We start from the raw sequence: 20141 nt of genomic DNA on the forward strand, positions 1-20141 counted from the left end.
CAGGAGCGCCCATGGTGTTGCTTTATTTTTTGAAATGGCTACAAGCAAATCAAGCTGAAATACAAGTTGATGTTTTGGTTTTGAATGGAGGAGATTTAGAAAACGAATTTAAAAAGTCCTGTTGTACTTTTTATGATTTTAGCCAAATAGTAAAACCCATCAAATTAAAGTTTTGGCAGCGGGTATTGTTAAAATTGGGCTGCTTTAAAAAGCCAAATCGTAAAGAAAAGTTGCTTATTCATTTAAGTCAAAATAATTATGATATTGTGTATGCAAACACAATTGTTAGTATACCTACAGCTGTAGCTCTTAAAAAGAAAAACCCTAATAATAAACTTGTGGTTCATGTACATGAAATGCGAAGCGTTTTAGAGTTATATCGAACAAGTGTTATTCCATTTATAGAACTTATAGACCAGTTTATAACAGTGTCAAACGAGGCAAATAATGACTTTATTAATTTCACTAGTGTAAATGAAGATAAAGTTGCAATGGTGTATGAATTTAGTGATAGAATTGTTTTCAAAAAAAACAATGAAAAAACTCATTTTGTTGTTGGAGGAGCAGGAACAACTAGTCTTAGAAAAGGGACTGATTTATTTATACAATTAGCAAATTTAAAAAAGAATAATTACGCTAATTTACCTATTAAGTTTATTTGGGTAGGAGCTATTACAGGAGAATTTAGATTGATTTTAAATAATGAACTTAAAAAATTAGGCATCTCTGATATAATTGAGTTTACGGATGAACTTGAGTCTCCTGAAACGGTATTTAGCACTTTTGATATATTTGTTTTAACTTCAAGAGAAGATCCTTTCCCTTTAGTTTGTATTGAAATGGGTAAATTAGGAATACCAATAATTTGTTTTGATAAAGCAAATGGGATAAGTGAAATTATTCTAAAAGGAGGTGGTAAAGTAGTTCCTTATTTAGATACTATCGCAATAATGAATAATGTTGAATTTTATATTAATAACTCAGATCATTATCATAAAGATTGTGCTATAAATAAGAATCAATTTATAAATTTCAGCGCTCTTTATCAAGCTCCCAAAATTTTAAATAGTATAAAACATTTGTTATAGTGAAGCTGTCATTAATAATTTGTTCAAGAAAAAGGACAATTTCAAAAGAGCTCTCAGATAATATAGCTGAAACAATAGGTTGTACTTATGAGTTGCTAATAATTGATAATTCACAAAATCAATACTCTATTTTTGAAGTATATAATTTAGGCATAAAGAAAAGTAATGGCAGCTTTTTATGTTTTATGCATGATGATGTGTTGTTGCATACTAAGAATTGGGGCACAATTTTACAATCTATTTTTAATGCAAACGAAAAAGTAGGTTTAATAGGAATTGCAGGTGCTAAAGTTAAAACCAAAATGGTGTCACCATGGTGGAATTGCCATAAAGACCAGCAAGTGATTAATATAATTCAGCATAATAAAAATGACGAACCAGAAAAAACGATGACTGGCTTTGATGAAGGTTCAGAAGCAGAGGTTGTGGTAATTGATGGAGTTTTTATGGCTCTAAGAAAAAGCATGAATATTCGGTTTAGTGAAGTCATGGTAGGTTATCATAATTATGATTTAAATATATCTTTTGAGTGTAAAAAAAATGGTTGCCAAATTATGGTAACCAATCAAATTTTAATAGAACATTTTTCTTCAGGAATGCTAAATAAGGACTGGTTATCGTCTACTTATAAAATACATAAAATGTATAAATCTATTTTACCTTTACAGGTAAAACCACATATCTTAAAAAATGGTGACGAGATAAGAAATGCTTTTAGTTTTATTAACCAATGTTTCGAATTTAAAAAACAACGCTTAGGTTATTTAGTGTGGTATAAACTTTTTTTGCTACAACCAAATTTTAAATATCATTTTAACTTATGGAAAAGTATAAAAAACAAGATATAAAGTTAGCCATAGTAATTCCATATTTTAAAATTCTTTTTTTTGAAGAGACAATTAAGTCTTTAGCAAATCAAACCAATAAACAATTTAATTTATATATTGGAGATGATGCAAGTCCAGAAAATCCAGAAGAAATATTAGAGAAATATAAAAACAAATTAAATTTTTTATATCATAGATTTGATGAAAATGTTGGAGGAACATCATTAGTTAGACAATGGGAACGTTGTATAGATTTAACTGAAGATGAAGATTGGATAATGATTTTGGGTGATGATGATTTTTTGTCAGATAATGTAGTAGCATCTTGGTATAAACATTATGAGACATTTAGTAAAAAAACAAATATAGTCCGATTTGCAAGTAAAATCGTAGATCAAAAATTAAATACTATTTCAGAAATATACCAACATCCAATTTTGGAAAGTGCAGTTAAATCATTTTGGAGAAAATATAATAATGAAACAAGAAGTTCTTTGTCTGAGCACGTATTTTGTAGAAATTCTTATGAAAAATATGGGTTTCAAAACTTTCCATTAGCATGGAACAGTGATGACTGTGCTTGGTTGGATTTTTCAGATCATAAACCCATTTATACCATTAATGAGAGTATTGTTTTTATTGGTATTTCAACTGTAAATATCTCTGGTAAAACCAATAATCTGAAATTAAAAAGAGAATCTTACGTGAAATTTTATAAATATTTGTTTTCAAAAAAAGCATCTTTTTTTAGTAAAAAACAACTCTTGTTTTTTATGTATAGATATGAATATGAAATTTCTAAACAGCGACCATTAAAAACGTTGGAATGGTTATATTTACTTTTGAAGTATATTAAACATTATGATAATATGGAAAGTAAAAAGTTTATAAAACGGTTAGCAAATACTATTTTAAAGCGCCATGACTAACATAAAAGTATCTATAATAGTTCCATGTTATAATCAAGCTGATTATCTAAATGAAGCTTTGCAATCTGTTTTAAAGCAAACAGAAACTAATTGGGAGTGTATAATTGTAAATGATGGAAGCACAGACAATTCTGAAACTATAGCGAAACGATGGGTAGAAAAGGATCAAAGATTTAAATACCTTCAACAAAAGAATTCAGGTTTATGCCATGCGAGAAATTTTGGGATAGAAAACGCTTTAGGAGAGTTTGTTTTACCACTTGATGCCGATGATAAATTAGGAATAGATTACCTCAAATTAGGCTTAGAAGCATTTAATAATAATGGAAAATTAAAAGTTGTTTATTGTTACGCCGAAAAGTTTGATGAAGATAGTGGTTTATGGAAACTAGCAGAGTTTAATCTTTTTAATTTAAGCAGGAAAAACATGATTTTTTGTTCGGCTATGTTTAGAAAAAAAGACTGGGAATTAGTCGGAGGATATGATATAAACATGATTTATGGTTGGGAAGATTGGGAATTTTGGATTTCTTTACTAAAAAAAGGAGGAGAAGTTGAAAGAATTGAATCTGTACAGTTTTATTATCGTATTAAAAAAGGCTCAATGCTAAGAGAAATGGATTTTGAAAAATCTAAAAAAATGGCTGAATATGTTTCGGTAAAGCATGCCGATTTTTTTGTAAAATATTATGGTTCTTTTTTAGAATTAGAACAAGCCAAAGAACAAGTTATAGGTAAATATGAAGAAAAATTAAAAAGCGAAAAATTCATTATAAATGCATTCACTAAAAGGTTTTTTGGTTTTATTTTTTTTAGAAACATGAAAGAAGTAAATGAATTTAATAAATAATAGTAAAATAAAATTTCTTGCATATTACCTGCCCCAATTTCATCCCATACCAGAAAATGATAAATGGTGGGGAATGGGGTTTACTGAATGGAGTAATGTAAAAAAAGGAAAACCATTGTTCAAAAACCATTATCAACCAATCCTACCAGGACAGTTAGGTTATTACGATTTATTGAAACAACCCAAAATACAAGAAGAACAAGCGAAATTAGCGAAAGAACATGGTATAGACGGTTTTATATATTACCAATATTGGTTTGGAATAGATAACATGCTGTTAGAAAAACCAGCTGAACGAATGTTATTAAATAAAGCAATTGATATACCCTTTTGTTTTTGTTGGGCAAATGAAACTTGGAAAGGCATTTGGCACGGTTTAGATAATCCAGAGGTGCTTATAGAGCAAACATATAAAGGTGTTGAAGGATATAATGCTTATTTCAACTATTTATTACCTTTTTTTAAAGACTCCCGCTATATTAAGGTTGATAATAAACCTATGTTTCATATATATAAACTGGATGATATACCAGATGTAGATGTGTTTATTGAAACTTTTAATACATTGGCTCTTAAAAATGGTTTTAATGGAATTTATTTAGTTGCAACAATAGCCTCAGATGATATTATAAGTCATAGATCAATTTATGGAAAAGTTGGTGTTGATGTTTTTATAAAAATGCGTTACGGATTAGAGTTTTGGTTTTCTCAGCGAAGTCTTTTTGGTAAAATTGAAAGGAAACTAAAAAGAACTATCCGGAAATTGTTTAAATCACAAAAAAATATTGATAGCAGGCAGAAACCATTGATTTTTGATTACAAAAAAGGTGTCACTAAAATAAATGTAAAGTTTCCCAATGAAAAATATATACCTTGTGTTTTCCCTAATTGGGATAATACAGCTAGAAGTGGCAATAAGGCTATGATATTTAAAAATGCAACGCCACAAGCATGGAAAATTCATTTAGAAAGCACTATTAACGAAATGAACAAAAACCCAAATAATCCACCATTTTTGGTAATTAAATCTTGGAATGAATGGGCCGAAGGCAATTATTTGGAACCAGATAGTAAATATGGGTTAAAGTGGTTAGAAGCAGTCAAAAGTGCTAAAAAGCGTCATTTACTTTAAAATTGTATGAATTCATTAATATCAATAATAATTCCCTGTTTCAATCAAGGTGAATTTTTAAACGAAACGTTGCTTTCGGTTTACAATCAATCCTATTCCAATTGGGAGTGCTTGATAATAAATGACGGAAGTACGGATAATTCTGAAAACATTGCAAAAACATGGGCTAATAAGGATCATAGATTTAAATATTTTTACAAGGATAACAATGGGGTAAGTGCAGCACGAAACTTTGCCCTTGAAAAAATAAGCGGAACTTATATACAGTTTTTAGACGCTGACGATTTGTTAGATAAAAGAAAGCTTGAATTATCGTTAAACGCTTTGGATATATCCCAGAGCGAAAACAAACAGATTGTTATATCTAATTTCAGGATGTTTTTTGATAATGCAAACATCACCTCAGAGCCATATTGTAGTTTAAATAAAGCATTGTTTACTTATGAGAACTTGCTTTATAAATGGAATGAGTCTTTTTCCATACCTATACATTCTGGTCTTTTTGAAATTTCATTGTTTGATAATATTCGTTTTCTTGAAAACTTAACAGCCCAAGAAGATTGGATTGTTTGGGTTAAACTATTTAAATTAAATGTTGAAGTTCTTTTTTTAGATGAACCTTTGGCTTTTTATAGACAAAATCCAAATAGCAGAACGATGACCAAAAGTTTACTCGAAGATCAAATAAAAGCGTATGAGCATTTAAAAAACATACTTGATGAAAAAGAATTCCATAAGCTTTCAATTGTTTTAATAACGAGGTATTATAGTGCTCAGGAGGAGTTTAAAAGCAGACTAAGAAACGTCAAGACATCGAAACCTTATCAAACAGGGTTAATGATAAAGAAAGTGCTAAAAGCTTTTGGGTTATTAAAAGTCTCAAAAAAAATATTTCCGTTCTTTTTAAAATTTAAAACTAAAAACTAAAAAAAGTTATGTTAGCCATAGTAATTCCATATTACAAGCATACTTTTTTTGAATCGACTTTAGTTTCATTAAAAAACCAAACTAACAAACAATTCATCGTTTATATAGGTGATGATGCTAGCCCAGAAAATCCAAAAGATTTATTAGAAAAGTATAAAGAAAATTTTCCATGTCATTATAAACGATTTGAATCCAATCTAGGTAGTATTTCACTAACCAAGCAATGGGAGCGTTGTTTAGATATGGTAAATAACGAAGAATGGGTTGTGGTTTTGGGAGATGATGATACCGTTAGTGAAAATTTTGTAGAAGCATTTTGTGAACATTTAACACAAATAAATGATTTAAAAATAAATGTTATCAGGTATGCTACAGTCGTGATTAACGAACATGGCGAACAAATCTCTAAAAAACACAAACACCCTGAATTAGAAACATCAACCGATTTTTTAATACGCAAATTAGAAGGTGGCACCAGAAGTTCTTTGAGCGAATTTATTTTTAAAAAGAAAGTATTAGAAAACAAAAAATTTAAAAACTTGCCATTAGCATGGTATAGTGATTATTTGGCAGTTTTGGAGTGTTCTGATTTTGGAAATATGTACACCATTAACGATGCTTTAGTGTCGTTTAGATTAAGCGGATTAAATATCACTAGTAAACGAGACGATTTAACATTAAAAAATATAGCAACTTTCTACTTTTATTATTATTTGCTTGAAAAAAAATACGCTTTTTTTAATGAAAAGCAAAAGGAAACACTATATTTTATGCTTGAAAAGACGTTTCTCGACAATAAAAAGAATATTAAATTTTGGGGGTTGTTTACTAAGCTTTATATGAATGATTTACAAATAAAGCGGTATTTCAATTTTATTAAAAAGGTACTGAATTCGGTTTTAAAAAATAAAGTATGATTAAGTTTTTAGTAATAGTACAAGATTTAAGAGTGTCGGGTACCAGTGAAGGTATTGTTTCGCGTTCATTTTTAGCTAAATTAAGAAAAGCCTATCCCGATTCTGTTATTGATGTTTTATACTTAATAAACTATAAAAGGGATGATCAACTAAACCTTTTGCCTGTTAATAATATTCAAACGTATGTTTTAAATACAGAAATTCCCTTTTTTACAAAATGGGCTAATAAAATATATTGGCGATTATTTCATGTGTCGTTAAAAGAGCACTATATCCATAAAGTATATGCGTCCTATATTTCTAAAATTGATTATGAAAAGTATGATCATATTTTTATAAGAAGTTCGGGATTAAATTATGAAACCATATTAGCAGCCAAGAATTTACCTATTCTAGAAAAAGCTATAATAAATTTTCACGACCCATATCCATTATTTTGGTACTCTGGTGAGGATAGAGTATTGTCTAATTTAGAGCTTTTCAGGTTGAAAGCTATGACTAAAGTTGTTTCTAGGGCTAAGAAATGTATAACACCATCAGGTTTGTTATCTCAAGAGATGCAGTTTTTATATGGTTCAAAAAAGCCTTTTTATACGCTGCCACATCAATTTGACGAAACCGTTTTTAATTTAGATGATAAAAGCGAAATTTTCCAAAGAAATAAAAAAGTGATTATATCCTATCAAGGCGCATTGCAGTTTGGTAGAAATCTAGAGGTGTTATTAGATTGTTATTTAGAACTAATAAATAGTAATACATTCTACAGAGATCATACAGCGTTTATTATGCGATTAAAAAGTTCAGAATTAAACAGGCTAAAAGAAAAATATTCAAAATGTGAAAATATGTTTTTTTTGGAAGGTGTAAATTTTTCAAATTCAATGCATGAACAAAAATACTTTTCAGATATAAATATTTTGTTAGAAAATGGACCATTATGTTGCAACATTTTATTGGGTAAAACACCTCTTTTGGCATCTATTGATAAACCAACGTTTACGCTATCTCCTAAACAAAGTGAAATAAGAAATATTATAAAAAAGGAGGAGTTCATCGCTAGTTATGAAAATAAAGAAGAGATAAAGTTAAAGCTTGAGAATTTGATTATCAATAGGTTGAATAATGAAAGTTGTGTAAATCCCTTTGGTGATTATTTTAGTGATGGGAATTTTAAGAAAAGCATTGATAATATTATTCACTCAAGTTAAATGAAAGATTTAAAACCTTTGAAAATATTGTTTATATCAATGAATTCCATTCATGCAATAAGATGGATTGAAAATTTAGATAGAAAGGATTATGAAATCTATTGGTTTGATGTTTTAAACAGAGGGAAATTAGAAAAGCTTTCTTTTGCTACTCAATTTTATGGAATGAATAAACGCAAAATACCATATTTAAAAGGAGAGTATTTCTTATATAAGAAGTTACCATTTTTATATAATTATATAATAAAATATTTAGAAGTAACACCTAATGAAGCTTTAGACAAAATTATTAAAGAAATACAGCCAGACATAGTGCACAGTTTTGAGATGCAGTCTTGTTCGTATCCTATTTTGAAAACGATGCAAAAATATTCCGAAATGAAGTGGGTTTATTCATGTTGGGGAAGTGATTTGTATTATTATAAAGACTTCAAAGAACACCGTTATAGGCTAAGGAACGTTTTAAAGCGGGTAGATTATTTACTAGCAGATTGTAACCGTGATTTTGAAATAGCAAAAGAAATAGGTTTTAAGGGAAGGTTTTTAGGTGTAATTCCGGGAGGTGGAGGCTACCATTTAGAAGATATTTTAAGCTATAAATATGCTATTGCAAATAGGAAATTAATATTGATCAAAGGGTATCAACATACTTTTGGTAGAGCATTGAATGTTTTAAAGGCAATAGAAGACATTTATTTGCATTATCCAGACTTTGAATTTGTAGTATTTGGTGCGCATAACGAAACTATTTCATACATTGAAGAAAAAAAAATGCCTTTTAAAGTTTACCAAAGGAATGAGTTGTCACATATAGAACTTTTAAAGCTTATGGGAAAATCCTTGGTTTATATTGGTAATAGTATTTCAGATGGTATTCCCAATACACTTTTAGAGGCAATCGTTATGGGAGCTTTTCCAATACAAACTAATCCGGGAAATGCAACTTCAGAAATAATCCAAGATGGTATTAATGGGCTTTTAATCCAAGATGCAGAAAACATTGAAGAAATAAAATTAAAAATTATAAAAGCATTAGACAATGGCTCATTAATTAATCAAGCTCGTATTTATAATGATAATCTTGCTTTGGAAAGACTGGACTACCAAAAAAACAGAATAAGGATTAATGCATTTTATAATACTATTATGAAATGCGAGTAGGACTAAACCCAAATAAAGACAAAATTTTAGAAACTTCGAGATTTACACATCAAGTAGTAATACCTGTTTATATCCCAAATCAAGAAGGTTACTTTAAGGATAGTTTAAAGATTTTTGAGTTATGTATTGAGTCTTTGCTAAAGACTGTTCACAACAGAACCTTTATAACCATTGTAAACAATGGAAGTTGCCAAGAAGTAAAAGCATATTTAGAATTGTTATTTAACAATGGGAATATTCAAGAGGTAATATACACAGAAAACATAGGAAAACTAAATGCCATTATTAAAGGTTTGGTAGGAAACGATATGGAGTTAGTTACCATATCGGATGCCGATGTGTTGTTTTTACCCAATTGGCAACAAGAAACCGTTAAGGTTTTTAATGATGTTCCAAAAGCGGGTGTTGTTGGTATTGTGCCACAATTTAAAATGTATGAAAATTATTGTGGAAATGTAATTTTGGATACTATTTTTAGTGAAAAATTAAAGTTTTTGCCAGTTATTAATCCCGAAGCATTAAAACGCTTTTATGATAGTATTGGTTGGGAAAGAAATTATAATCAAGATTATTTAAAATATAGTTTGGGGTTGGAAATCAACTCAAATTTAAATGTATTAATAGGCTCAGGGCATTTTGTAGCCACCTATAAAAAGGATATGTTCCACGAAATCATTTCATACATACCTTATAAGTTAGGTGGAACAAGTTTAAGTTACCTTGACAAAGCACCATTAAAAAAAGGGTATTGGCGATTAACAACTTACAATAATTACGCTTTCCACATGGGAAATACCCTTGAGGATTGGATGCAAGCCGTTCCTAATCATAAAGAATTTAGTGAAGACTTCATATCTAATTTTAAAACAAATAAAAAAACAAGTCCTGCTGTTTACTTTTTAAAGAATAAGTTTTTTACTAGGATTTTTTCTATAGTTTTTCTCAATAGGTTGTTTTTAAAGTGGAAAGGATTACCAAAAGCGATGATAAAAAGATATTAATATGGAAGCCAAAAACTCTAAATTTTCCATATTAATTACCACAAAAAATAGGCTGTCCGATTTAAAAGAAACATTAAATCAACTAGCTTGTTTTATAGACAATGATGATGTGGAATTTATTATTTGCGATGATGGCTCTAGCGATGGAACATCAACTTTTATAGAAACAAACTATAAATCGATACAGCTAATTAAAAACGCAAAAAGTAAAGGACTTATTTTTAGCCGAAACAGATTGCTTCATCTAACAAAAGCAAAATATGCCATCACATTGGATGACGATGCGTATATTGTTTCTCAAAATCCTTTGGAAAAAATAGAAGCTTTTTTTGACTCAAATAAAAAGTGTGCTGTGATTGCTTTCAGGGTTTTTTGGGGAAAAACATTGCCAGATACTTTAAATCATACACTTGTAAGTACACGTGTAAAAGGCTTTGTAGGTTGCGGTCACGTTTGGCGTATGGATGCGTGGAGAAGCCTGCCAGATTATCCAGATTGGTTTGTGTTTTATGGGGAAGAAGAATTTGCAGGCTTTCATCTCTTTAAAAAAGATTGGGAAATTTGGTTTGTTCCAGATGTATTGATACACCACCGTGTGGATGTAAAAGCAAGAAAAAAACATCAAGATTACACGACTAGATTGAGACGTTCATTACGATCTGGTTGGTATTTGTACCTATTGTTTTATCCATTAAAATACATTCCTAAAAGGTTAGCCTATACCTTATGGATGCAACTAAAATTAAAAGTTTTTAAAGGCGATTTTAGGGCGTTGTTAGCTATATTGGGAGCTATTTTTGATGTACTGTTTAATATGCCTAGGCTGTTAAACAACAGAAACAGTTTGACGGAAGCGGAATTAAAAAGATTTTATCAATTAAATGAGACAATAATTTATTGGAGTTAATAAGTTGTTTTAAAGAGTTAGGACTATAAAAATATGATAATTTTTTCACGACTTGGTAAAAAAGGAAACTTCGGAAATCATTTGTTTCAAATAGCCTCAACTATGGGTATAGCTATTAAAAATGGTCATGAATTTGCATTTCCTAAATGGAAGTATGCAACATACTTTGATTATAATTTTCCTTTATATGATGAACAACTAAGTTGCCAATTGATAAAAGAAAACGCCTATCATTATAAAAATATTGAATTAAAAGACGGTAATTATGATTTAAATGGATGGTTTCAGTCTGAAAAATATTTTAATAGAGAAGCTGTTAGGGCGTGTTTTAAATTTAAGCCAGAAATTATTAGTGACGTAAAGGAGAAATATAAAACGGTCCTTTTCCAAAAAAACATCTTAATATCCGTAAGACGAGGCGACTTTGTTAATCATCCATATTATTTTCAGTTAGATTATAGCTATTATTTTTTAGGGATCGTAAAGAATTTTCCTGATTGGAAAGAAAGAGTTTTAATTTTTACTAGTGATGATATTGATTACTGCAAAAAACATTTTCAGTTTTTACCAAACGCTATATTTATGGAGAAATCAAACTTAATGGAACAACTTATTTTAGGGTCTTTATGTGATGATTTTGTAATAAGTAATTCGACTTTTTCTTGGTGGTTAGCATGGTTAGGAGAAAAAGAAGGAACCAAGATTATTAGACCAATTCAAAATTTTAGAGGTAAATTTAGGGCGGGAAATAATGATAAAGATTATTTTCCCGATAGATGGTTTGCTTTCAATTCAGAAAAAGAGACCATTGAATTAAAGTATTGGAAGCTAGTAATAAAAGGAGAGGTGTTAAAAGCCTTCGAAAATATTAAATATTATTACAAATTTTCAGTAAAAGAAATTAAGCGGTTTATTAAAAAAATAATAGGAAATAAATAAATTGAAAACCATAGCCATTATACCAGCCAGGGGACATTCAAAACGATTGCCTAATAAAAATATCAAGTTATTGGCAGGCATACCCTTATTGGTTCACGGTATAAATTATGCTAAGAAACACGATTTTATTGATGCTATTTATGTATCGACAGATAACGAAGACATAAAAAACATAGCCTTAGAACATGGCGCATTTGTTATTGATAGACCACAAAAACTGTCGGGGGATTTAGAGCCTACAGTAACCGCTTTAAAACATGTTTTAGAGTCTATAGATGATGGTGTTGAAAATGTTATTTTATTACAGCCTACAAATCCGTTACGACCTAAGCATTTGTTAACTGAGGCATTCCAACTATACAAAGACAAAGCATACGACAGTTTATTTACGGTTTCCCGAAATCATCAGAAATTGGGAACTATTGAAAAGGGTATTTTTAAACCATTTAATTATTCTATTGGGCAGCGTAGTCAGGATTTAGAGCCTTTGTATTTTGAAAATGGCTTGTTGTACATTACAAAAGCAACGCATATTTTAAATAACCAAATTATAACAGAAAATGCATTTCCGTTAATTGTAGACCATCTTTTTGCTTCAATAGATATTGATACACAGGAAGATTTTGAGTATGCTGAATATGTATTGAAACGGACTTCGACAGGCTCAGTCTGACATCGGAAGTGGTATTAAAATGTATTTGTAGAGTTGAGCCTACCAAAGCTTTTAGAGTTGGGAGAAATTAGGACTTCGACAGGCTCAGTCTGACATCGGAAGTGGTATTAAAATGTATTTGTAGAGTTGAGCCTACCAAAGCTTTTAGAGTTGGGAGAAATTAGGACTTCGACAGGCTCAGTCTGACAGCATATGGTTTATTTAAATAGTTTTGTGGAGCAACATTTGTCAAGCTGAGCTTGTCGAAGCTGTATGAAGAAATTGTCGGTAATAGGATTTCGACTGCGATCAGTCTGATGGTGGAACATAAAAAAAGGAGTATAAATAAGCAGTGTCACCCTGAGCTTGTCGAAGGGTTTAGTAAGTAAATAAGATAAAAATGAATAACCCATATATAGACATAGCAGGTCGCAAAATTGGTCAAGATTTTCCGCCATTGGTTATTGCCGAAATAGGTATCAATCATGAAGGTTCCTTGCAAGTCGCAAAACAAATGGTTGATGCCGCTTTTAGAGCGGGTGTTGAGGTTGTAAAACATCAAACCCATATTGTTGAAGATGAAATGAGCCGTGTCGCCAAACAAGTGATTCCTGGAAATGCGGATGTGTCCATTTATGATATAATGGAACGCTGTGCTTTAAATGAAGCCGATGAATTGGAACTAAAAAACTATGTTGAAAGTAAAGGCATGATCTTTATTTCTACGCCTTTTTCACGCGCAGCAGCAGAACGTTTAAAGCGATTTGATGTACCGGCTTATAAAATAGGCTCTGGTGAATGCAATAATTATCCGTTATTAGAGCATATTGCCCAGTTTGGAAAACCAGTTATTTTAAGTACGGGTATGAATACCATTGAAAGTGTTAAGAAGGCCGTAGCCATTTTTGATAAATATCATGTACCAGTGGCGCTTTTGCATACCACCAACTTATATCCAACACCAAGTCATTTGGTACGTTTTGGAGCTATGATGGAGTTGCATAAAGCATTCCCAGATAAAGTTTTTGGGTTAAGCGACCATACTTTAAATAACAATGCCTGCTTGGGAGCAGTCGCTTTAGGGGCGTCTATACTGGAGCGCCATTTCACCGACCACATGCAACGCCAAGGACCGGATATTGTTTGTAGTATGGACGAAACGAGCTGTAAAGAACTTATTGCGGGTAGTAAAGAAATTGCATGCATGCGAGGTGGTACTAAAGAACCAGCTAAAGAAGAGCAAGTCACCATTGATTTTGCTTTTGCTACGGTGTGTAGTATTTCAAACATTAAAAAAGGCGCTATTTTCACCAAAGAGAATACTTGGGTTAAACGCCCTGGTACTGGACAAATTTTAGCAGAACATTTTGATGGTATTTTAGGGAAAAGAGCCAGTCGGGATATTGAGAATGATGAACAATTGACTTGGGTGGATATTGAATAAGGACTTCGACTGCGCTCAGTCTGACAGGGAGTTTGTTTAATTGTTTAATCGTTGAGTCGTTGAATTGTTTAATCGTTGAATTGTTTAATCGTTGATTCGTTGAATTGTTTAATTGTTGAATTGGTTGTTGATTACCAACTAGTGGCTAGTCCCTATTTGTTACAACATTTATGGTGCCTCCAACAGAAGAAATAGCTAAAATATTTTGACAGGCTGTCTGACAGCGTATGGTTTGTTTAAGTTAGTTTTGTGGAACAATGTTTGTCAAGCTGAGCTTGTCGAAGCTGTATGAAGAAAGTGTTAGTAATAGAACTTCGACAGGCTCAGTCTGACAGGGAGTTTGTTTAATTGTTTAATCGTTGAGTCGTTTAATCGTTGAGTCGTTTAATTGTTTAATCGTTTAATTGTTTGTTGACTATCAACTACCAACTAGTGACTAATGACTATTGACTAATGATTATTGACTAGTTGTTCACTAATTAAAATTTTATATTTGTTGCAAGTAAAAAAGCATGCATAAAAAAATAGCATTTTTAACAGGTACACGAGCCGATTTTGGTAAAATGAAACCACTTATCCAAATTCTTGATAATCATCAGGATTTTGAAGCTCATATTTTTGTTACGGGCATGCATCTTCTCGAAACGTATGGATATACCCTCATTGAAGTTGAGCGTTGTGGTTTTAAAAACATTTCAACGTTTCGGAATGATACCCATGAGGCCAGTATGGATTTAACCTTGGCGAAGACCATCACCGGTTTTTCTGAGTTTGTAAAAAATACACAACCAGATTTAATTGTCATTCATGGCGACCGAGTGGAAGCTTTAGCAGGCGCTATTGTAGGCAGTTTAAATAATATTTTGGTCGCCCATGTGGAAGGTGGCGAATTATCGGGGACTATTGACGAATTGTTGCGTCATGCCACCAGTAAAATGAGTCATATTCATTTCGTGGCAAATGGTAAAGCAAAGTCCTTATTGGAGCAAATGGGGGAGTTGCCAGCATCTATTTATAGCATTGGTTCTCCAGATGTCGATATCATGTTTTCAAATACGTTACCAGATTTACAAACCGTAAAATTGTATTACAACATTCCTTTTGATACGTATGCTGTTGCTATGTTTCATCCAATAACCACGGAGCATCAACAAATGGCACATTATGCCAAGGCTTTTGTAGAAGCTTTAATTGAAAGCAATAAAAATTACGTGGTTATTTTTCCGAATAACGATATGGGAAGTCAAATCATTTTAGATGCGTATCAATCCCTTTTAAACCATCCGAATTTTAGAGTGTTTCCTTCTGTTAGATTTGAATATTTTTTAACACTTTTAAGGCATTCAGAATTTATTATAGGCAACAGTAGTGCTGGTGTTAGGGAGGCTCCTTATTACGGTATTCCCACCATTAACATTGGTACACGCCAACATAACAGAGCCATTTCGAATGCTATTATTAATACAGACTATCATGTTGATGCGATTTTAGAAGGCATAGAAGCGGCTAAACAGGTGGTTGTAAATAAAATTACTGATTTTGGGAATGGCCATAGTGCGGAAGCATTTTTAAATGTTTTAAAATCGGAATCACTTTGGAAGACGAATCATCAAAAACAATTTAGAGCACTTTAATGAAAAAATTAGGATTGGTAATTACCGACGGTGTTGGCTTTAGAAACTTTATTTTAAGTGATTTTTTACGACATGCCGAAAAGAGTTTTGATGAAGTCGTTATTTTATCATGTTTGCCAAAGGATATTTATAAACCGCATACCAACCGTCGGGTTATTGAATTGGATGTTTTTGAAGAAACATTCAAAACCTGGTTTTTTAGAAAGGCTAAAGAAATAGCACACCTTAAATTACACCAAAAAGGAAATTTAGGGATTCAAGATAATTTAAAAACCAATGACTCTAAGCTAAAAACGACCAGAGGGTATGCGACTCGGTTTATATATAAATTAACGGCGTTGTTCCATTCAGAATTGACTATTCAACAGTTTCAAAAACTGCAAAATAGTACCTTTTCTAATCATAGAATCACAAAGGGCTATGCTTCTATTTTAGAAAAAGAGTCCTTTAATTTGTTGTTTTTTACCCACCAAAGACCTCCATATATTGCGCCTTTGGCATACGCAGCACAACAAAAAAAAATAAAAACGGCGGCCTTTATTTTTAGTTGGGATAATTTGGCTTCAAAAGGCAGAATGGCTTCCAATTTCGATTATTATTTGGTTTGGAGCGCTGTCATGAAACAAGATTTACTTCAGTTTTACACCTCTATTAAGCAGGAGCAAATTAAAGTGGTTGGAACACCTCAATTTGTGCCGTATGTGATGGATGATTATAAAGTATCGAAAGAGGCGTTTATTTCGGAATTTAATTTGGATGCAAATTTAAAGACGGTATGTTTTAGTTGTGGGGATATTTCAACTAGTAAAAATGATGAACTTTATATAGAAACCATAGCAAGTGCCATTACAGAAAATAAAATTGAACCGGTTAATTTTATAGTCAGAACCTCCCCAGCTGAAGAACCTATTCGGTTTCATTCTTTAGTTGAAAGATTTTCATTTATAAAATGGAATTTCCCTAAATGGATTCAAGTACGCGCCAATCACCAAGAATCGTGGTCGCAACGCATCCCAACACTTGAAGACGTTAAACAATTAAGGGCTTTGTTGGAATATTCCGATTTGAATATCAATATGCTTTCGACTATGAGTTTAGATTTTATGTTGTTTGATAAACCTGTTATTAATCCTATTTTTGGTCATGCCACTAATGGGTTGTATGATGATCAGCGGTTTTTAGGATATGCACATATTCAACACTTGGTGACCAGTCAATCTTCAAAAATAGTCAAGGATAAAGCACAATTACTTGCTGCTATTTCAGGATATTTAAATAGCGATAGTGATTCAACAAATCGAAAAAGTTTTATTAAACAACAAGTTGGTGTATCTTTAGAAGAAACCAATAAGCAATTAGTGGTAAGTTTAAAAGAATGGGCCTAAATAGAAAACATATCGCTGTAATTTGCAATTACGAACTTCTTGAAGATCGGGTAGGTGGTATGGATTATTTTTTCTGGACGTTTAATCATAAATGTGCTGAACAACAGATTGCAGTCGATTGGTTTTTTCCTAATAAGTCCAGATACGGGGATTATCCAACATTTAATATAATTCCAGCGAACGATTCTAGTTTAGAAGCATGCTTTTCAAGTTATATTAAAACACAAAAAGTTCAGTATTCACATATAGTTACACATTTTATTGAGTTGTGTACGCCCTTTTTTGGAGATGTTAAGAAACTTCAAAAAGCAAAAATTATTGCAGTTGACCACAATCCCAGGCCTTTGGGAGGTTATCCACTTAAAAAGCAATTAAAAAAGAAGTTAAAAGGATTCTTATATTCAAGATATATTGATTTATTTATTGGTGTTTCAAATTATACAAGTCAGGCTATTTTACAGGATTTTGGAAGCCATTTAAAACCAAAAACACAAACTATTTATAATGGGGTGTTGATTGATACTATCATTCCAAAAACCACAGCAAGAAGTCGAATAAACCCTAAGTTTTTAGTAGTTTCACATTTACGGGCGTCTAAAGGCATTCAAGATTTAATACGTGCGGTTTATTTATTGACAGAAACGATAAAAAAAAGTTTAAAGATAGATGTGTATGGCGACGGCCCATATAAAGACAACTTGTTTCAATTGGTAAAACTTTATAATCTAGAATCCGTTTTCAATTTTAAAGGCAGTCAATCCACTTTAAAAGCCTTATATCAACAGTATGATTATTTGATTCAGCCCACACACATGGAATGTTTTAGCTTATCTATTTTAGAAAGTTTGGCAGCTAATATTCCCGTAATAACAACCCCAGTAGGGGGCAATACTGAGGTTATAACCCATAACGAAAATGGGTTTATATTTGAAACTAAAAATAGTAAAGCATTATCAGGCTTGTTAGCCGACATTATAAAAGGAGAAAAATATATTATAGGACATACACGGACTTTAATAGAAAATAGATTTTCAATTGATATGATGGTACATAATCACATGAAATACCTATGGGGATAGTGTTCACATACACAAGGATGATTATTCAGGGTGTTTCATATGACCAAAATATAAAATAAATTTTAGTACATGACAAAAATAAAATACATTGAGATGTCAGTCTGAGCGCAGTCGAAGACATTGGAAATATCGTTTTTAATAGCATTTCGCAAGCTTTGCTTTTATCTTCAAATAAAAATATATTTTCATTTTCGATAATGCTCAATGTGACACTCTTCAATTTTTGTCATGTACTAAAACAATATAAATAAACAGATAAAACACTCATGAGAAAAAGCATCTCACACAAGCATGATTATTCAGGGTGTTCCATCTGACCAAATTAAAACAATGAAAATAAACCAGATGAAACTTATAGGGATATGAAAATCGCTTTCCTAACACCCGAATATCCCCATCCTAAAACCGGAACGGCTGGAGGTATTGGCACGAGTATTTTAAATCTATCGAAAGCCTTATCTAATTTAGGACACGATATTAGCATTCTTGTTTATAGACAAGATCAGGACGATTCTTTTATTGAAGCAGACATTCACTTTTATAAAATAAAAAACATTAAAGTAAAAGGCTTGTCACTTATTTTGACACAAAAAAAAGTAGAACGCTTGATCAATTCATTGTATGATTCTGGTAACATTGAGATTGTTGAAGCGCCAGATTGGACCGGTTTTACAGCGCTTGTAAATCCGAAATGTCCTTTGGTTATCAGAGAGAATGGTAGCGATACCTATTTTTGCCATTTAGATAACAGAAAAGTTAAGTTTAAAAATAAATTCCTTGAGAAACAGGCTCTTAAAAAAGCCGATGGTATTATTAGCGTCAGTGCTTATACAGGAAATTTAACGAATGAATTGTTCGGGTTGAATAAACAATTTACCGTCATTCCCAATAGTATTGATGTCTCTGTATTTAAACCAAACCTCAATACGTCTGAAAAACTAACGATTCTATATTTCGGAACACTCATAAGAAAAAAAGGACTTTTAGAACTGCCCAAAATATTCAACCGTGTCCATGATTCAAAAAATGAAGTAGCATTAATTCTGGTAGGAAAAGATAGTGGCGATAAAAAAACAGGGTCAACTTCGACATGGCAACTCATGCAGCCTTTATTTAGCGCATCGGCACTAAAGAAAGTAAGCTATTTGGGAGCGGTTGACTATTCAAAAATTCAAGAGCTCATTCAAGAGGCTACGGTTTGTGTATTTCCTACCTTTGCAGAAGCTTTACCCGTATCGTGGTTGGAAGCCATGGCTATGGAAAAAGCCATTGTAGCTTCTAATATTGGCTGGGCAAATGAAATGATTGAAGATGGTAAAGAAGGTTTTTTAGTGCATCCAGCCCAACACAAACAATATGCTGAGCGTATTTTAGAATTACTTGATGATCCATCAAAACAAAGGCAATTAGGTATGGCAGCCAGAGAAAAAGTAAAAACACATTTTAGTCATGATTTGGTAGCCAAAAAATCGGTTGAATTTTATAAAACCTTAACCCAACGTATATAATTCAATATATTTACAATGAAATATTTGCCTAAATATAATAGGCTATCGAAAGAATAATAGCATGTCAGTCCGCCTGTCGAAAATCCAATAATACACTTCGACAAGCTCAGTGTGACAAAGTTCGACAAGCTTAGTGTGATAAAAAATGATATAAAACCCTATTTAGTACATGACAAAAAAACAAACATATTCAGATGTCAGTCTGAGCGCAGTCGAAGACATTGGAAGTATTGTTTTTAATCTAAATAATTCCCCGAAGGCTCTGCTTCGGGGTGTCCAATTCACCTCTCCTTTGGAGGAGAGGTCAGAACTGCCTTTTCGGGCAGTTCTGGGTGAGGTAAAATACAAAATTTCGGTTTTTGAACCTGAGATCAAAATGAAACAGGCGAAATACCTCTATGGCTCTGCCTCTAGGATAGTCTGTTTCAAGAAATTTTTTATTCGCATTTCTAAAACTTTGCTTTTGTCTTCAAATAAAAATATATTTTCATTTTCGATAATGCTCTATGTGACGCGCTTCAATTTTTGTCATGTGCTAAATCCATATTAAAAT

Annotated in this window: 19 protein-coding genes; all 19 read left to right on the plus strand. The window is 31.7% G+C overall.

Going from position 1 to position 20141, the window contains the following annotated elements:
- Window positions 1-11: 11 nt before the first annotated feature.
- The 19 genes from ACGLWY_RS11415 (at window position 12) to ACGLWY_RS11505 (ending at window position 20138) form a co-directional block, all read left to right on the plus strand.
- Window positions 12-1088, plus strand: a complete 1077-nt coding sequence (locus tag ACGLWY_RS11415) for a glycosyltransferase (RefSeq protein ID WP_396619958.1) — start codon at window positions 12-14, stop codon at window positions 1086-1088.
- Entirely contained in the window at window positions 1088-1936 is an 849-nt protein-coding gene (locus ACGLWY_RS11420) for a glycosyltransferase (RefSeq protein WP_396619795.1), read from the plus strand. Before ACGLWY_RS11415 ends, ACGLWY_RS11420 begins: the two co-directional genes overlap by 1 nt.
- Entirely contained in the window at window positions 1909-2844 is a 936-nt protein-coding gene (locus ACGLWY_RS11425) for a glycosyltransferase (protein ID WP_396619796.1), read from the plus strand. The genes ACGLWY_RS11420 and ACGLWY_RS11425 overlap by 28 nt, the downstream gene beginning before the upstream one ends.
- Window positions 2837-3694: a glycosyltransferase family 2 protein gene (locus tag ACGLWY_RS11430; RefSeq protein WP_396619797.1), complete on the plus strand. Its 858-nt coding sequence runs from the start codon at window positions 2837-2839 to the stop codon at window positions 3692-3694. Before ACGLWY_RS11425 ends, ACGLWY_RS11430 begins: the two co-directional genes overlap by 8 nt.
- Window positions 3678-4826: a glycoside hydrolase family 99-like domain-containing protein gene (locus tag ACGLWY_RS11435; protein WP_396619798.1), complete on the plus strand. Its 1149-nt coding sequence runs from the start codon at window positions 3678-3680 to the stop codon at window positions 4824-4826. Before ACGLWY_RS11430 ends, ACGLWY_RS11435 begins: the two co-directional genes overlap by 17 nt.
- Window positions 4827-4832: 6 nt before the next feature.
- On the plus strand, window positions 4833-5753 hold the full coding sequence (locus ACGLWY_RS11440) for a glycosyltransferase family 2 protein (RefSeq protein ID WP_396619799.1): 921 nt from the start codon (window positions 4833-4835) through the stop codon (window positions 5751-5753).
- An 8-nt stretch (window positions 5754-5761) separates the two neighbouring features.
- Window positions 5762-6670, plus strand: a complete 909-nt coding sequence (locus tag ACGLWY_RS11445) for a glycosyltransferase family 2 protein (protein ID WP_396619800.1) — start codon at window positions 5762-5764, stop codon at window positions 6668-6670.
- Window positions 6667-7878, plus strand: coding sequence for a hypothetical protein (locus ACGLWY_RS11450; protein WP_396619801.1), 1212 nt, complete (start codon window positions 6667-6669; stop codon window positions 7876-7878). Before ACGLWY_RS11445 ends, ACGLWY_RS11450 begins: the two co-directional genes overlap by 4 nt.
- On the plus strand, window positions 7879-9039 hold the full coding sequence (locus tag ACGLWY_RS11455) for a glycosyltransferase (RefSeq protein ID WP_396619802.1): 1161 nt from the start codon (window positions 7879-7881) through the stop codon (window positions 9037-9039). It begins immediately after the preceding gene.
- Window positions 9030-10040, plus strand: coding sequence for a glycosyltransferase family A protein (locus ACGLWY_RS11460; RefSeq protein WP_396619803.1), 1011 nt, complete (start codon window positions 9030-9032; stop codon window positions 10038-10040). Before ACGLWY_RS11455 ends, ACGLWY_RS11460 begins: the two co-directional genes overlap by 10 nt.
- Window position 10041: 1 nt before the next feature.
- Window positions 10042-10947, plus strand: a complete 906-nt coding sequence (locus ACGLWY_RS11465; protein ID WP_396619804.1) for a glycosyltransferase family 2 protein — start codon at window positions 10042-10044, stop codon at window positions 10945-10947.
- 33 nt (window positions 10948-10980) lie between these two features.
- The gene (locus tag ACGLWY_RS11470; RefSeq protein WP_396619805.1) at window positions 10981-11886 is read left to right on the plus strand and encodes an alpha-1,2-fucosyltransferase; all 906 of its coding nucleotides are present in this window, start codon (window positions 10981-10983) and stop codon (window positions 11884-11886) included.
- A 1-nt stretch (window position 11887) separates the two neighbouring features.
- Window positions 11888-12559, plus strand: coding sequence for a cytidylyltransferase domain-containing protein (locus ACGLWY_RS11475; RefSeq protein ID WP_396619806.1), 672 nt, complete (start codon window positions 11888-11890; stop codon window positions 12557-12559).
- A gap of 379 nt (window positions 12560-12938) precedes the next feature.
- Entirely contained in the window at window positions 12939-13982 is a 1044-nt protein-coding gene (gene neuB / locus ACGLWY_RS11480; protein ID WP_396619807.1) for an N-acetylneuraminate synthase, read from the plus strand.
- A gap of 512 nt (window positions 13983-14494) precedes the next feature.
- Window positions 14495-15616, plus strand: a complete 1122-nt coding sequence (gene neuC, locus ACGLWY_RS11485; protein ID WP_396619808.1) for a UDP-N-acetylglucosamine 2-epimerase — start codon at window positions 14495-14497, stop codon at window positions 15614-15616.
- Window positions 15616-17001: a hypothetical protein gene (locus tag ACGLWY_RS11490; protein ID WP_396619809.1), complete on the plus strand. Its 1386-nt coding sequence runs from the start codon at window positions 15616-15618 to the stop codon at window positions 16999-17001. Before neuC ends, ACGLWY_RS11490 begins: the two co-directional genes overlap by 1 nt.
- Complete coding sequence (locus ACGLWY_RS11495) at window positions 16992-18080, plus strand: glycosyltransferase family 4 protein (protein WP_396619810.1); 1089 nt, start codon at window positions 16992-16994, stop codon at window positions 18078-18080. Before ACGLWY_RS11490 ends, ACGLWY_RS11495 begins: the two co-directional genes overlap by 10 nt.
- A 362-nt stretch (window positions 18081-18442) precedes the next feature.
- The gene (locus ACGLWY_RS11500) at window positions 18443-19588 is read left to right on the plus strand and encodes a glycosyltransferase family 4 protein (RefSeq protein ID WP_396619811.1); all 1146 of its coding nucleotides are present in this window, start codon (window positions 18443-18445) and stop codon (window positions 19586-19588) included.
- A gap of 169 nt (window positions 19589-19757) precedes the next feature.
- Window positions 19758-20138, plus strand: coding sequence for a hypothetical protein (locus ACGLWY_RS11505; protein WP_396619812.1), 381 nt, complete (start codon window positions 19758-19760; stop codon window positions 20136-20138).
- The last annotated feature ends 3 nt before the right edge of the window (window positions 20139-20141 follow it).

The sequence above is a fragment of the Mariniflexile sp. HMF6888 genome (assembly GCF_044335535.1).
In the GTDB taxonomy this organism is placed as follows: domain Bacteria; phylum Bacteroidota; class Bacteroidia; order Flavobacteriales; family Flavobacteriaceae; genus Mariniflexile.

Excerpts from the sequence above, each read along its gene's own strand:
- ACGLWY_RS11435 (WP_396619798.1), top strand. The coding sequence starts at position 3,678 with ATGAATTTAATAAATAATAGTAAAATAAAATTTCTTGCATATTACCTG.
- neuB (WP_396619807.1), top strand. The coding sequence starts at position 12,939 with ATGAATAACCCATATATAGACATAGCAGGTCGCAAAATTGGTCAAGAT.
- ACGLWY_RS11495 (WP_396619810.1), top strand. The coding sequence starts at position 16,992 with ATGGGCCTAAATAGAAAACATATCGCTGTAATTTGCAATTACGAACTT.
- ACGLWY_RS11425 (WP_396619796.1), top strand. The coding sequence starts at position 1,909 with ATGGAAAAGTATAAAAAACAAGATATAAAGTTAGCCATAGTAATTCCA.
- ACGLWY_RS11450 (WP_396619801.1), top strand. The coding sequence starts at position 6,667 with ATGATTAAGTTTTTAGTAATAGTACAAGATTTAAGAGTGTCGGGTACC.
- ACGLWY_RS11500 (WP_396619811.1), top strand. The coding sequence starts at position 18,443 with ATGAAAATCGCTTTCCTAACACCCGAATATCCCCATCCTAAAACCGGA.
- ACGLWY_RS11470 (WP_396619805.1), top strand. The coding sequence starts at position 10,981 with ATGATAATTTTTTCACGACTTGGTAAAAAAGGAAACTTCGGAAATCAT.
- ACGLWY_RS11465 (WP_396619804.1), top strand. The coding sequence starts at position 10,042 with ATGGAAGCCAAAAACTCTAAATTTTCCATATTAATTACCACAAAAAAT.
- ACGLWY_RS11415 (WP_396619958.1), top strand. The coding sequence starts at position 12 with ATGGTGTTGCTTTATTTTTTGAAATGGCTACAAGCAAATCAAGCTGAA.
- ACGLWY_RS11490 (WP_396619809.1), top strand. The coding sequence starts at position 15,616 with ATGAAAAAATTAGGATTGGTAATTACCGACGGTGTTGGCTTTAGAAAC.
- ACGLWY_RS11460 (WP_396619803.1), top strand. The coding sequence starts at position 9,030 with ATGCGAGTAGGACTAAACCCAAATAAAGACAAAATTTTAGAAACTTCG.
- neuC (WP_396619808.1), top strand. The coding sequence starts at position 14,495 with ATGCATAAAAAAATAGCATTTTTAACAGGTACACGAGCCGATTTTGGT.
- ACGLWY_RS11505 (WP_396619812.1), top strand. The coding sequence starts at position 19,758 with ATGACAAAAAAACAAACATATTCAGATGTCAGTCTGAGCGCAGTCGAA.
- ACGLWY_RS11445 (WP_396619800.1), top strand. The coding sequence starts at position 5,762 with ATGTTAGCCATAGTAATTCCATATTACAAGCATACTTTTTTTGAATCG.
- ACGLWY_RS11455 (WP_396619802.1), top strand. The coding sequence starts at position 7,879 with ATGAAAGATTTAAAACCTTTGAAAATATTGTTTATATCAATGAATTCC.
- ACGLWY_RS11440 (WP_396619799.1), top strand. The coding sequence starts at position 4,833 with ATGAATTCATTAATATCAATAATAATTCCCTGTTTCAATCAAGGTGAA.
- ACGLWY_RS11430 (WP_396619797.1), top strand. The coding sequence starts at position 2,837 with ATGACTAACATAAAAGTATCTATAATAGTTCCATGTTATAATCAAGCT.